Annotated in this window: 16 protein-coding genes; 4 read left to right on the forward strand and 12 right to left on the reverse strand. The window is 38.8% G+C overall.

What is annotated here, in order from left to right:
- Nucleotides 1–168: 168 nt before the first annotated feature.
- Both ACFFHF_RS18340 and ACFFHF_RS18345 read right to left on the reverse strand, forming a co-directional pair.
- Nucleotides 169–1,014, reverse strand: coding sequence for a YitT family protein (locus ACFFHF_RS18340; protein WP_340903900.1), 846 nt, complete (start codon nucleotides 1,012–1,014; stop codon nucleotides 169–171).
- On the reverse strand, nucleotides 1,011–2,015 hold the full coding sequence (locus ACFFHF_RS18345) for an asparaginase (protein WP_160546766.1): 1,005 nt from the start codon (nucleotides 2,013–2,015) through the stop codon (nucleotides 1,011–1,013). The genes ACFFHF_RS18340 and ACFFHF_RS18345 overlap by 4 nt, the downstream gene beginning before the upstream one ends.
- A 176-nt stretch (nucleotides 2,016–2,191) precedes the next feature.
- On the opposite strand from ACFFHF_RS18345, the gene ACFFHF_RS18350 reads away from it, so the two are divergent.
- Nucleotides 2,192–2,533, forward strand: coding sequence for a helix-turn-helix domain-containing protein (locus ACFFHF_RS18350; protein WP_340903901.1), 342 nt, complete (start codon nucleotides 2,192–2,194; stop codon nucleotides 2,531–2,533).
- A 66-nt stretch (nucleotides 2,534–2,599) separates the two neighbouring features.
- On the opposite strand, the gene ACFFHF_RS18355 is transcribed toward ACFFHF_RS18350, so the two are convergent.
- The gene (locus ACFFHF_RS18355) at nucleotides 2,600–3,514 is read right to left on the reverse strand and encodes a proline dehydrogenase family protein (RefSeq protein WP_160546767.1); all 915 of its coding nucleotides are present in this window, start codon (nucleotides 3,512–3,514) and stop codon (nucleotides 2,600–2,602) included.
- Nucleotides 3,515–3,577: 63 nt separating this feature from the next.
- Nucleotides 3,578–5,122: an L-glutamate gamma-semialdehyde dehydrogenase gene (gene pruA, locus ACFFHF_RS18360; protein ID WP_160546769.1), complete on the reverse strand. Its 1,545-nt coding sequence runs from the start codon at nucleotides 5,120–5,122 to the stop codon at nucleotides 3,578–3,580.
- A 169-nt stretch (nucleotides 5,123–5,291) separates the two neighbouring features.
- On the opposite strand from pruA, the gene ACFFHF_RS18365 reads away from it, so the two are divergent.
- Nucleotides 5,292–6,839: a sigma 54-interacting transcriptional regulator gene (locus ACFFHF_RS18365; protein WP_160546770.1), complete on the forward strand. Its 1,548-nt coding sequence runs from the start codon at nucleotides 5,292–5,294 to the stop codon at nucleotides 6,837–6,839.
- Nucleotides 6,840–7,005: 166 nt separating this feature from the next.
- Here ACFFHF_RS18365 and ACFFHF_RS18370 read toward each other — a convergent pair whose 3' ends face one another.
- Nucleotides 7,006–7,407, reverse strand: a complete 402-nt coding sequence (locus ACFFHF_RS18370) for a VOC family protein (RefSeq protein ID WP_160546771.1) — start codon at nucleotides 7,405–7,407, stop codon at nucleotides 7,006–7,008.
- A 301-nt stretch (nucleotides 7,408–7,708) separates the two neighbouring features.
- Between ACFFHF_RS18370 and ACFFHF_RS18375 the strand changes: the two genes are divergently transcribed.
- A complete protein-coding gene (locus ACFFHF_RS18375) occupies nucleotides 7,709–8,107 on the forward strand; it encodes a MarR family transcriptional regulator (RefSeq protein WP_160546772.1) in 399 nt (132 codons plus the stop codon).
- A 102-nt stretch (nucleotides 8,108–8,209) separates the two neighbouring features.
- On the opposite strand, the gene ACFFHF_RS18380 is transcribed toward ACFFHF_RS18375, so the two are convergent.
- Nucleotides 8,210–8,755: an aminoglycoside 6-adenylyltransferase gene (locus ACFFHF_RS18380; RefSeq protein WP_377058784.1), complete on the reverse strand. Its 546-nt coding sequence runs from the start codon at nucleotides 8,753–8,755 to the stop codon at nucleotides 8,210–8,212.
- 153 nt (nucleotides 8,756–8,908) lie between these two features.
- On the opposite strand from ACFFHF_RS18380, the gene ACFFHF_RS18385 reads away from it, so the two are divergent.
- Nucleotides 8,909–9,367 carry a DinB family protein gene (locus tag ACFFHF_RS18385; RefSeq protein WP_377058785.1) on the forward strand — a complete coding sequence of 153 codons (459 nt, stop codon included), beginning with the start codon at nucleotides 8,909–8,911 and terminating at the stop codon, nucleotides 9,365–9,367.
- Between the two features lie 73 nt (nucleotides 9,368–9,440).
- Here ACFFHF_RS18385 and ACFFHF_RS18390 read toward each other — a convergent pair whose 3' ends face one another.
- The 6 genes from ACFFHF_RS18390 to ACFFHF_RS18415 all read right to left on the reverse strand — a co-directional run bounded on the left by ACFFHF_RS18390 (nucleotide 9,441) and on the right by ACFFHF_RS18415 (nucleotide 13,584).
- Nucleotides 9,441–9,704, reverse strand: coding sequence for a hypothetical protein (locus ACFFHF_RS18390; RefSeq protein WP_377058786.1), 264 nt, complete (start codon nucleotides 9,702–9,704; stop codon nucleotides 9,441–9,443).
- Between the two features lie 57 nt (nucleotides 9,705–9,761).
- The gene (locus ACFFHF_RS18395; protein WP_160546781.1) at nucleotides 9,762–10,364 is read right to left on the reverse strand and encodes an alpha/beta hydrolase; all 603 of its coding nucleotides are present in this window, start codon (nucleotides 10,362–10,364) and stop codon (nucleotides 9,762–9,764) included.
- Entirely contained in the window at nucleotides 10,361–11,308 is a 948-nt protein-coding gene (locus ACFFHF_RS18400; protein ID WP_377058787.1) for a ring-cleaving dioxygenase, read from the reverse strand. The genes ACFFHF_RS18395 and ACFFHF_RS18400 overlap by 4 nt, the downstream gene beginning before the upstream one ends.
- A gap of 17 nt (nucleotides 11,309–11,325) precedes the next feature.
- Entirely contained in the window at nucleotides 11,326–11,934 is a 609-nt protein-coding gene (locus ACFFHF_RS18405; RefSeq protein ID WP_377058788.1) for a flavin reductase family protein, read from the reverse strand.
- Between the two features lie 18 nt (nucleotides 11,935–11,952).
- Nucleotides 11,953–12,891: a ring-cleaving dioxygenase gene (locus ACFFHF_RS18410; RefSeq protein WP_377058789.1), complete on the reverse strand. Its 939-nt coding sequence runs from the start codon at nucleotides 12,889–12,891 to the stop codon at nucleotides 11,953–11,955.
- A 186-nt stretch (nucleotides 12,892–13,077) separates the two neighbouring features.
- A complete protein-coding gene (locus ACFFHF_RS18415) occupies nucleotides 13,078–13,584 on the reverse strand; it encodes a CBO0543 family protein (RefSeq protein ID WP_160546787.1) in 507 nt (168 codons plus the stop codon).
- Nucleotides 13,585–13,600 lie beyond the last annotated feature (16 nt).

Raw genomic sequence — 13,600 nt, forward strand, 5'->3', positions numbered from 1 at the left:
ACAGGTCTAATTGTAAATAAAATCCAAATGGATGGAGCCACCTTTAATAGGGTATTTACCTTTTTGGCTCTAATCAAGAAAGATGATTAAACTGAAAATTATGACATTATTTATACAACACTAGTGATATTACATATATTTCAGAAATGTAACACGAGATTTTTCCACCTAAACCATACTCTTAAATCCATTTCCGACGACCTCACTCATATTATGTACACTAATAAAAGCTCGTTTGTCGATTTCATTAATATATTTTTTCAACGAATGAAACTCGCTTCGTTTTAGGACGATTGTTATGACTTCCTTTTGCTCGTTGCTAAAGGCTCCTTTGGCTTCATGCACGGTAGCACTGCGGCCTAGATTTTCAATAATAAAGTTCTTAATTAAATCGCATTTATAGCTAATAATGACAACTTCCTTCGTTAAACTAAACTGTTGAATTAAATAGTCAATAACGACCCCTCTTAACACAATTCCAAATAGTGCATATAACCCATTTTCCACACCAAACGCAACAATCGACAGCAGTACGATAATCATATCGGAAAACAACACAGCTTTACCTATATCAATTGAAAAATACTTATTTAATATCATGCCGATCAGGTCCATTCCTCCGGTTGAAGCTCCCTCTTTCATCACGATGACCAATCCCAGTGCAGCAATTAATACACCGACCATCAGTTGAATCAGTTTATCTTCACTTAGAGGTTCAGCCATCGGAGCAACTTCCCCAAACAACCAAACCATAAACGATAACATAAAGCTAGAGTAAATCGTCTTTAGACCAAAGCTAAAACCGAGAAACATGAAACCTAATCCAAACAAAACTACATTAAAACATAACATTAGTAAACCAATCGAAACGTTAGGAAAAAAGTGATGCATCACAATCGTCAAACCACCTAATCCTCCGGCAGCAAATTGATTAGGTGCTAGAAAAAAGTGAATATTAATCGCTACTAGGGCAATCCCTACATGTAAAAGAAATAAATGATAGGCTTGTCTCACTCTTCTTGACCCCATTCAACGGATAGATCATACGAAATCGGTGTTTCCATCATTTCTTTCACCTGAGACAGATCGTCCGTTTGACCTAAAGCCCACATTAGCTTCGGTACGATTGCTTCTTTATTCATATCTCCGGAGACGATCACATTGTACTGACTTACTTTCCGTCCGACTTCATATAAATACAGATCTCCACCTTCTTCTAGACACTGTGTCGAAATGAGAACTGCAACACCTGCTTCAGTCAATTCTTTAATCTTTGGTAGCAAGCTTCTTTCCTCGAATGGAACCCCACCGTTTCCATAGCTTTCAATTATAATTCCCTTATACAGTCCTTTTAAGTAATCAAAAATTTCAGGCTTCGTACCTGGATGTAAGGTAAGAACAAACACATCTGGGCAAAGACTAACATCTAATTTTAATGACTGAATCGTTTGCTCTGGTCTCCAGTAATACGTAACCTTGTTTTCTCTTACTTGTGCTACATAAGGATGATTAATACTTTCAAACGCATCAAAGCTTTTCGTTCTCATTTTTACCGCTCTTGTCCCAATGATCACTCGTCCATCAAAAACAACATAAACTCCACCAACGTTTTCACAAGCAAAGCAGATGGCGTCGTTTAGATTTTTAATCGCATCTGTTCTTTTAAAACTAATCGGAACTTGAGATCCCGTAACTACAACCGGCTTATTTAAACCCTGCAGCATATAGGATAATGCAGAAGATGTATACCCTAGCGTGTCAGTTCCATGCGTAATAACAAATCCATCATATTGATCGTAGTTATCAGCAATTTTAGACGCCATTTCTATCCAGTGTTCCGGCTGCATATTCGTACTGTCTCTATTCATTAAAATCTCGCAAGTCACATCAGCAGCCAAGGATACATCCGAAGAATAGCTTAACAGGTCCACTGGCGCTAGTCCTGGAACCAATCCGTCCTTTCCCTCTAACGATGCAATGGTCCCTCCAGTTGCAAGCAGTAATATTTTTTTCATGGTTTCTCTTCTCCTCTACGTATATGTACGCGATTTGCAATTTATTATAAGCTTATTATAATAAAATCATTAAATAAAGCAATATTTGTTTTCAATTCGCGCACATTTTTGTATTCTTGTCATTACTAACATGCTATAATGAACAAAACAATCAGTCATTGGAGGAAGAATGAACCGTGTTATCTCGATTAGTAACTTTGAGGAAAAGTAGAAAGTGGTCGATGCAGGAAACGGCAGATCGTCTAGAAATCGCAAAAAGTACATACGCAGGTTATGAGTATGGATATAGAGAGCCTTCTCTGCAGGCATTATCTGATATTGCCGATTTATTTGAAACAAGTGTGGACCATATTCTTGGACGAAGTGAGCAATCGTTAGAGCTAACCAAACTAGTTGAGGAGGAATCAATGGCACTCACATTGGACGGAGAATCATTATCGAAGGAAGAAATGATAGATTTTATCGCTTTTACACGTATAAAAAGGGAGATTTCAACTTTCAGCAAAAAAGAAGCCTGAATCTCCACATTCACGCTTCTCTTCTTATTACACTTTTATTTAGCAACAATGTTTTAGAAAAGAGCCTTATTTAAAAAAGAATCCTTTAAAAGCAAACGCAATGTTTTGCGGTCTTTCCGCCAAACGACGCATAAAGTAGCCGAACCAGTCATCCCCAAACGGAACATACACACGAACTTTGTAGCCTTCTTTTACGAGACTTTGCTGAAGTTCATTACGAAAACCGTATAAAAATTGAAATTCAAATTGAGAGGTAGGAATGTTTTCTTGGTTGGTAAATTCCTTCACCTTCGCAATGATGTTGTGGTCATGGCTGGCAATTGCCGTGTAGCTTCCACTTTTTAAATGCTCTTTAATGATCGTCATATAGTTCTTGTCCACGTCAGTCTTTTCCTGATAAGCGACTTCTGCAGGCTCCTTGTACGCTCCTTTAACTAAGCGAAGCGGAACTCCCACTAATTCTCTCACGTCTGTCTCTGATCGATACAAATACGCTTGAATTACTGTACCAACATTATCATAATCTTTGCGTAATTCCTTTAAAATATCTAGTGTAATTTGAGTGCGTGTGGAATCCTCCATGTCAATCCGAACGAAGTTGTTGTATTGTATTGCCGTGGAGACGATTTTTCTCATATTGTCTAAGCAAAACTGCTTATCGATGTCTAAACCTAATTGCGTCATTTTTACTGAAAGATTGCCATCTACCTTCGCAGATGCCATCGCATGTAATGTACGTACACAATAATCAGTTGCTTCACTAGCTTCTGCTTTGCTCGATACAAACTCACCAAGATGATCGAGTGTGGCAACGATTCCATTTTTATTTAACTTTTTTACCGCTGTAATCGCTGTGTCAATCGTTTCTCCCGCAACGACCTGACTAGCCCCAAAGCGAAGACCCCATTTTCGAGCAGCTTTGTTCATCGACTTGTTTTGCGATACTTTTAAAAAGAAGTTTTTTGAAATCGCCTCTATCATTCTCTTTCTCCCCCATTATATCGGGGCTGCACATTGGTACGTGCAGCCCGAGCCAGAATTCAATTAGAACATTTCAGAAGTTGTTTTCGCTTGCATGTGTAATACCAGGTAGTCTGGTCCGCCTGCTTTTGAGTCAGTACCTGACATATTGAATCCACCAAATGGCTGGTACCCAACGATGGCCCCTGTACACGTACGGTTGAAGTAAAGATTTCCTACGTGGAACTCTTTTCTCGCTCTTTCGATATGGGCACGATTATTAGAAATCAGAGCTCCTGTTAAACCGTAGTCTGTGTTATTGGCAATCGTCATCATATGGTCGAAGTCACGAGCTTTACAGAACGCCACTACAGGTCCAAAAATCTCTTCTTGCATCAGACGGTCCTTTTCCTTCACATCCGCTACAATGGTTGGTTCAATGAAGTATCCTTTTGAATCATCACCATTTCCACCAGCTGCGATACGCCCCTCTTCTTTTCCTACTGCAATATAGCTCATAATTTTATCGTAAGCTGCCTTATCAATTACTGGTCCCATATATGTGTTCACATCTTCTGGATTTCCAAGTGATAAAGTCTTTGTAAGAGCGACTGCTTTTTCTAATACAACGTCGTACACATCCTCATGGATAACTGCACGTGAACCGGCTGAACATTTTTGACCAGAGAAACCAAACGCAGAGTAAACGATGGACGTTGCAGCTAACTCTAGATCCGCATCTTTATCTACAACCACTGTGTCCTTACCGCCCATCTCAGCGATCACGCGCTTTAACCAAATTTGACCTGGTTGTACCTTTGCAGCACGCTCATAAATACGGCAACCAACTTCGCGTGAACCTGTGAAGGAAACGAAACGAGTTTTTGGATGATCCACTAGGTAATCACCAATTTCTGCTCCACTTCCAGGAACGAAGTTAAGAACCCCTTCTGGCAGTCCGGCTTCTTCCATTAATTCAACAAACTTAGCTGCCACTACAGGCGTGTTATTTGCAGGCTTTAGTAATACAGAGTTTCCTGCAACAATTGCCGCTACGGTTGTTCCAGCCATGATGGCTAACGGGAAGTTAAAAGGAGAAATAATGACACCTACCCCAAGTGGAATATAATTGTATTGATTAAATTCTCCATCACGGCTTTGAACCGGTACCCCAGCAGAAAGCTGATTCATTTGTCTTGCGTAAAACTCTAAGAAATCGATTGCTTCAGCTGTATCAGCATCCGCTTCTTTCCACGGCTTTCCTGCTTCTTTTACTAGATAGGCAGAGAATTCATGCTTACGTCGACGCATGATGTTTGCCGCACGGAATAAAACATTGGCACGCGTGGCTGGCTCAACATTTTTCCAAGATTCAAACGCGGTTAACGCCGCTTGCATGGCTTCTTCAGCGATTTCCTTGCTTGCTTTTGAAACTACCCCTACTATTTCTTCTTTGTTTGCTGGGTTATACGAAGTAATTTTTGACTCTGTTGTGATCTTCTTTCCGCCAATGGTTAGCGGATATTCTTTTCCTAACTGTGAATTTACTAATTCTAAAGCTTTTTTAAATGCTTGTTGGTTGTCCTCAAGTGAAAAATTTGTAAATGGTTCATGTTTGTAAGAATACATAAACATCCTCCTCTTTGTTTGTATATCCATTTAATATGCAAGAAGCATGCCAACTTAAAAAAGTACGAAAATGGGAAAATTATCTGTACAGTACATTTACAAGATTGTAAAATATGTGTAAAGTCTTTACAATTTTGTAAACCAAATTAACAGTAGTGAAGGTGATCGGATGATAAATAAAAACATTCTGCTTCAAGCTCTTTCCCAACCAATTGATGGAGCTATTTATATAGAAGAAATGCAAACCTATCCCCTACATGCTCGTTTGTCAGATGTAAAAGCTTTAGAGGATGTCCTTTTAGTAGATGATTCTGGTGATCCAGCCTTTGTTGTTCCGAAGTCTGCACTTTTCGAATGTATTTTTCAAGAATGGAAAAGTTTGTCCAATATGTACGAAACACTATTACAAGCGGTTGATGACGCCATTACGATCGTCGATCAATCGGGGCAGGTGGTCGCCTGGAATCCAAAGGCAGAAGAACTTTACGAGACAGCTGCTGAAACGATCATCGGAAATCCCATTACGAACTTTTTCCAAAAAGAATCGGTCGTATTAATGAAGACATTATCAGACGGATCTACGGTTACTCGACAATACAACCAGCCAAAACAAGATGTACACGTGTTGATTAACTCCCTTCCTTTACTGAGTAACGGAGAGATTGTTGGAGGAATTTCGGTAGAACGTGATATTACCGATATCGTAAAACTAAATGATGAGCTATCCACCACAGCTGCATATATTCAGGATTTAGAAAGTCAAATTGAGCCGAATGAAATCGATGACCCTTTTTATAAAATTAAAGGTCGTAGTCAAGCATTAAATACATCTATTACGCTTGCCAAAAAAGTAGCTCGGACGGATGCTACCGTCATGATTACAGGTGAAAGTGGGGTTGGAAAAGAGTTATTTGCGCAAGCCATTCATAAGGCGAGTACACGCGCGGAGGGACCCTTTGTCGACTTGAACTGTGGAGCAATTCCTGCTGCCCTTTTTGAAAGTGAACTGTTTGGATATGAAAAAGGAGCATTTACAGGCGCTGTAAAGGAAGGAAAACTAGGTAAAATTGGAGCTGCGAAGAATGGAACTTTGTTTTTAGATGAAATCGGCGAGCTTCCACTTGAGTTGCAAGTGAAACTGCTCCGCGTATTACAAGAAAAGCAATACTATCGTGTGGGCGGGAATGAACCCATCCCCATTGATTTACGAATTATCGCTGCAACCAATCGGGACTTAGAGAAGATGGTGGAAGAAGGATTGTTCCGTGAAGATCTGTATTACCGATTAAATGTTGTTGTGGTGCCTCTCCCACCTTTACGCGAGAGGATCGAGGATTTACCAGAACTCGTCCAATTATTTTTAAAAGAGTTCTCTGCTAAATATGATAAGCCTGTTCCCGTTGTTGCCCCAGAGGTAATGGTCACATTCATGCATTACCCATGGAACGGAAACATTCGTCAGCTCAAAAACACGGTGGAACGAATGATGATTTTGGCTGATGACAATATGATCACTGTTGCCGAACTGCCAACCGCCCTTTTTAAAAGCAAGTCCCAGCCTACCGTCAATGTGTTGCGTGAGGAAACGTTTGAGGATGAACGGTCCAAAATCACTCAAGTTCTTCATCAAACGTATGGAAATAAATCCGCTGCAGCCAAAATGCTCGGATGGTCACGTGTGACTTTATATAATAAGATGAAGAAATATGGATTGTAAATTTAGTCTTTTAGGTTTATGACTTTTAACACCCAATAACATCTAAGCTCGGGTTATAAAAGACTTTTTATGACTCAAAAGATCTTTTTCCCTCTATCATCGGGTTATAAAACAGGCTTTATGACCCGAAGGAGCACTTTTTCTAGCTCCTCGGGCCATAAGTTGTTTATCTTTTAAATGTAGGACTCAATTCACTCCACACATCAAACCCATTTCCATCAAGATCATAAAAGACAAAGTTTCTTCCTGCATGACCTCTATTTTCGATGTCGCCAACTCTCACACCTTTTTCTTTAAATTCTTTATGTAAATTCTGTAAGGCATCCATTCCATCCACCTCGAATGTGACTGAAAACCATTTTCCCCCTTTATAATCTAAGAAATTAGAAGATTGATTTTCATTGGCCTTAACTAAGAAAAAACTTTGGTTCGCTAGATTAATAATCGCTTTGTCTGCATCTTGATAACTAAGTTCTGCAGCTAGATTCGTAACGTACCAGTCAGCAGAGTCTTCCACATTAGTTACCGGTATATACGTCGTTCCTACCCTAATTAATGATTCACTCAATTCTTATCTTCCCTTCTATTGATCTTCCACAGACATCCACTTACTATTATTCGAGAACTTTTTACTCCTGAAACTGTTCCTCTGAACAAGGAAAACATTCAATCTCGCCATTAGTGTCCACTACCCCATTGAGAAAACCATCCAAGCAGAAAATCGTCTTCCCACATTTCTTACATTTCCCCACTTCTTCATGCATCCCCATCACCTCAAGTTATTTATATCGTATTAAGATATTATTTGGTATTTTGATTATATCATGTTAAGATATAAATATCAATCAGACGAGAAAGGTTGAAAGTAGTTGAGTTCTCTATTATCAAAGGAAATATATGAATATTTAGGTGAATTTCGTTATCAGCTTCGTAAATTTCTAAAATTCAGTGAAGCAGCTGCAAAAGAACAAGGGATCACCTCTCAGCAGCATCAATTAATATTAGCCATTCAAGGGTTCCCTGGAAAGAGTATTGTTACAACAGGCGAGCTAGCAGAAAGACTTCAAATTACTCATCATGCATGTGTTGGCCTGATCGACCGCTGTGAGGAAGCTGGTCTTGTTGAAAGAGAAAGTAACCCAGAAGATGGCCGTAGCGTGCTCATTCGTGTGACCAATAAAGGACTAAATATATTGGAAAAATTATCAGAAATTCATTTAGAGGAAATCAATAACATACAGCTATTTAAACAATTTACAAAAATGTAGCAGGTGAAAAATGGGTTTCACCTGCCTTTTCACACAAAGAGATCGGCACATAATAGGTCCACCCTAATTGGAATATCTAACAATAATAAATGATCAAAATCATTAATAAATATCCGTTGCATCCTTAGGTAAGTTCCGAACCCCTTCTAAATACATCATCATGTTCTTATCCTCTATATACGGGTACTCCACACCCAATTCTTCCCCCACATCAACTGCCAAAATCCGAAATAATTCACAGGCTGTAAAAAGCGATTCCCACATATGATCATACTCACTATCGCAATAAGTTTTTTTATACATCTCCCAAAACCTCTTGGGCAAATGTTTTTTATAATACTTCCCAAATTTCCCAGGTGATATCTTAAAATTGTGCTGACTTCCAATCCACCAATCAACCATTTGATGTAATTCTGATCGAATAACCAACTCAAACATTTGCTTGCTATAAGGCAATTCGTCACGCCAAATCCCCTTTGCTACATTTTGAAGACACCACAAAAAATTATTACAATTAGACAGATATTGTTCCCCATTTTCTTCAACATCGATATCAATAAACTCCGAGAAATCATAAATATAAAATTGAAGTAAATTTTGTAGTAAATCCATTTCTTTTGAATCCGCTTTCATTATTTTATAGTTCATGACTCGCTCCCTTTGTAATTCAAGATTGGTAAATTATTAATATGAAATTTATTACAATTATAGCATATCCCTACCATTAATTTTCTTCTGTTAGCAGGATAATTGTTCAACTTATCGAATAATTACATATTCAAAAATAAGGGGGAAAGTATAATGAATCCACGTCATGAGGTGTTGTTGACTCAATTGGAAAGCTATCGAAGTGAGTTATTGGGAGTCTTAAAGGGTATATCGGAAGAACAAGCGGAAATCATACCTGACGGATTTAAAAATAATATTCGATGGAATGTTGGACATATTTATCTAGATCAGTATTTATGGATCCAAGCGGTTACGAATGAAAAAGCAGGTGTGCCAGAGCAATTTCAATCATGGTTTGGATATGGATCAAGCCCTTATAGTTTTGAAAAGGACACTCCATCTTTCCAAGAGTTAAAGCAGTTACTAAGTGAACAACCTGTTAAGATTAAAGAAATGTATGGAGAAAGATTAGAGGAAGAATTTCCGCCAACTGAGATGGGAATGCATACGATTGAACAAGTACTCATTCGTACAATTTTCCACGAAGGCTTACATATGCAAGCCATTTTAGATATTAAGAAGTTTCTTTAAAACATGTATAGACCGCAACTTTCCCGAAGAAATGTATGCGGTCTATGTTTACATTTTTCCATTTAAAAACCCATTAGTGGTACATTGCCATCACTTTCTCTATATCCCCAATCAATTGGTTGCTTTCCTCTTTTGAAAGTCGTAGTGGCATTTGATCATAGAGAGTAATGATTTGTCCGTCCTCATTATCCCGATGCAAGTGTAAGTATTGATAAATATTGTTTATTTGCGATTCATTAAGAACCGATTGTGTATCAAAGCTTTTCACTCTCTGTAAAGTGAATTCATTTACAGAGGAATCAAAGATACCGTCGATAATTTCGCCATTCAAAAACATATCTTCACTCCTCAAAGTTAGATATGTTAGTTTACCCTGAACATAACACTTGTATTTTTATAAATTTCGATACCATTTAGCTGCTGCTTCGACTTCATCTGCAGTAAGTTGGTGCCCTCGGTTCTCCCAATGAAGCTCGACTGTTGCATTCGCACCTTCTAATAGCTTTTGTAGCTCTGTTGATTCTTCCGGCGAGCAAATAGGATCATTTGTCCCAGCACCAATAAACACCGATGTTCCTTCCAAATTAGGAAGCTCGATTCCTCTCAGAGGGACCATTGGATGGTGTAAAACGGCAGCTTTCAGGGCATTTTCATAATGGAATAACAGACTTGCCGCAATGTTGGCACCATTTGAATATCCAACCGCTACGATGTTGTTTCGGTCAAATTCGTATTTTGCTGCCGCTTCATCTAGGAACTCATTTAACTCTTTTGTACGGAAAATTAAATCTTCGATATCAAATACCCCTTCAGCTAAACGCCTAAAGAATCGAGGCATGCCGTTCTCTAAAATATTTCCTCTCACACTTAACACACCTGCAGAATCGTCAATCATACCAGCTATAGGTAGTAAATCTAATTCATTTCCACCTGTACCGTGTAGCAATAACAAAGTTGGTTTTTGTAGGTCTTTTCCCTTTTGATAAATATGTTTCATCGTTTTTCTCCTTTCAACACTCGTACCTCAACTGGTGGCAACGTATTTTCTAATTCTTCTCTTTTTGACTCTAACCAAGATGGTAACATTAAATTCTTACCAAGGTCTATTTGGGGTTCATCAACAGTAAAGCCTGGTGGGTCAGTAGCTATTTCAAAAAGAATGCCACCCTCTTCATGAAAGTATAGCGCTTGAAAGTAATTTCTATCAAGAATGTCAGTTGGATAATAATCCTTTTCCACTAATCGTTCTCGCCACTTCTGGTGCTCGTTTTCATCTTTAGCTCTCCATGCAAGATGGTGAACGGTTCCTGCACCCATCAAGCCTCGAACAGACGGAGATAGTTTAATATCAATTGTGTTTCCTAGCTCCCCTTCTGACTGAAACCGTAAAAAGTTTTCTTCTTGCCCGAAGCATGTAAGTCCGAGAACATTTTCTAACACATCTGCCGTCATATGGGGTTTTGCGGACAATAGAGTAGCTCCTGCAAATCCTCTTATCGCAACCTCTGGACCAACACCGTTCACATTCCACTCATTTACGGGACCGTTTGGTCGTTGTACCAATTCAATCTCCAATCCATCAGGATCTTGAAAGCTCAAATACGTTTCGTTAAATCGTTTCGTTTTTACAAAACGAATTCCAAACGATTGTAAACGATCCTCCCAAAAGGAGAATGAGTTCTCTGGAATAATATAACTGGTGACTCCAACCTGCCCGGTTCCGATTCTCCCTTTAAACTGATGAGCCCAAGGGAAAAAAGTAATCACCGTTCCAGGTTGTCCGGAGTCATTTCCAAAATACAGATGATACACTTCCGGACGATCAAAATTAATCGTTTTTTTCACTAGCCTTAAACCTAATACTCCTGCGTAAAAATCGATATTACGCTGAGCATCATTTACCATGGCTGTTATGTGATGGATCCCCACTGTTTTTAACATGTTTTCCCCACCCGCTTTTATTTTGGTCTTTCAATCGAAAAGATGTCACCTATTTTGGCATAATGGATTCCGGCTAGCCGACTTACGGCTCCCAAGCCTTTTGGATCAATCTTTCCCTCGTGATAAATGGCTGGGTCGATGTGAAAGTGAACGATTTTTCCAATGATTAAATCACAGCCAGGTGTATCTCCCCCACCTAACTCTAGAGCCTGCTCTAACGTACACTCGAAACGGATTTTCGCCTCTTTTATTCCTGGTACATCAACATTCGCACTTTTCACCGGAGTTAATTGAGCTAGTTCAATTTCACTTTTATCCGGTGGAAGAGTTGCTGCTGTTTCGTTTATTTTCATTACATTATCTTCATCAACGATATGAATAACAAATTCCTTTGAATGAAGTATGTTTCTAGCTGTATCCTTTTGTTTCCCACCTGATCTCTGTATCGATAAGGAAATCATCGGAGGATTCGAGGATACAATATTAAAGTAGCTGAAAGGAGCACCGTTTAGTACCCTTTCATCCGATAATGAAGTAACAAAGGCAATCGGTCTTGGGATAATACTACCAATTAAGAGCTTGTAATTTTCTCTTTCGGTCAATGTTGACGGATCAATGGAAAGCATGTAATCAATCCCCTCGTCTTAATCTAGCTCTCTAACTTCAAACGGAAGCAGAACTTGTTCTATTTGATTTCGATGTGGTTCATATTGGCTTGGCAACATAAGCTTTTCTCCCATCGTTTCTACAGACTCATCATGAGCAAATCCTGGAGGATCTGTTGCAATTTCAAATAAGATTTCTCCATGCTCTCTAAAGTATATGGCATTAAAGTAATTTCGATCTTGCACAGGAGTTACTCCATATCCATTATCTTCCACGTGTTTTTTCCAGTCCAGTTGATCGGCATCATCCGCAGCTCTCCACGCGATATGGTGAACCGTCCCAACTCCCATTTGTCCACGCCCAATCGGTGTTCGTTTTAACTCAATAATGTTTCCGATGTCTGCCGTAGACTGGAAACGAACCATATCACCTTCCTCACCTACTTTTTCAAGCCCCATTACTTTCTCTAACAGGTCTGCTGTTTTGTTCGGTTGAGTCGATAATAGTGTTGCTCCACCAAATCCTTTAATCGCATACTCTGCTGTAATTCCTCCGAATTCCCACTGGTTCGCTTCCCCTTCTTCTCTTTCAACGATCTCAAGATGTAATCCATGTGGATCATCAAATTCAAGATAATTTTCCCCAAAGCGCTCGAGCTTGGTAAATGGGATATTAAACTTCTCTAACCTTTCTTCCCAAAATGTTATCGCTCCTTTAGGAACTACATACGAAGTAACCCCCACTTGACCGTCACCAATAACCCCCTGACGAGCACCAGCCCACGGAAAAAAGGTAATAATGGTTCCTGGTTTTCCACCTTTATCTCCAAAATAGAGATGATACGTTCCCGGATCATCAAAGTTCACCGTTTGTTTAACTAAACGAAGCCCTAACACACCCGAATAAAAATCCACATTTTCCTGAGGATGACCGACAATAGCTGTAATATGATGAATTCCCATACTTTTTTTGACCATTATAAACCACTCCCATTTTTTAAAAGTTATACCATTTATATCTCGAAACTGAGATATATCTTAATATTACCTTGAAATTAAATATCTTGATTTAGAGATATTATAAAATAGATGATTTTATAAGTCAAGAGCTTGACATAACATAGAAGCCAAAGATGTATCGAACAAAAGTCTAAACAACTTTGGCTATTTTGCAATTTTAAACGGAACTTCAAACTGCACAATTAAGAAAATAATAATAACCAAAGAAATGATATATGCTGGGAGTGGTTTATAGTGATGTAAAGCAATAACCGAAAACATCACAAGGTCAAATAGAAATGAATACATTAAGGACCACCCATTTTGATACGATATTCGGTCAAACATGTGTAAAATCCATTCTACTGAAATATAAATTACTGACCAAATAAATATGTAAAAGACCCGTTGAAGCCATTTCTTAGGAAAGTGGGAGAGAAATAAAAAGATACTTAAGGGCATCGTGTTTATTGCATAAATAATGACAACCAATTCATGACCATAGAGAAAATCAGGATGAAATTTCCACAATGTATTCTCTTGTACAATATATTCATACAGCAAACCACCTGTGGAAATAAAAAGCATACTGGGATGATATTCGCGCCAGTTTTTCCCTTTTCCCCACTTTATCGCTGCACAGATCGTTAGTATCGCAATAGTAACGTGCATACCCACTATCCTCTCA

The sequence above is a fragment of the Robertmurraya beringensis genome (assembly GCF_042433785.1).
Classification (GTDB): domain Bacteria; phylum Bacillota; class Bacilli; order Bacillales; family Cytobacillaceae; genus Robertmurraya_A; species Robertmurraya_A beringensis.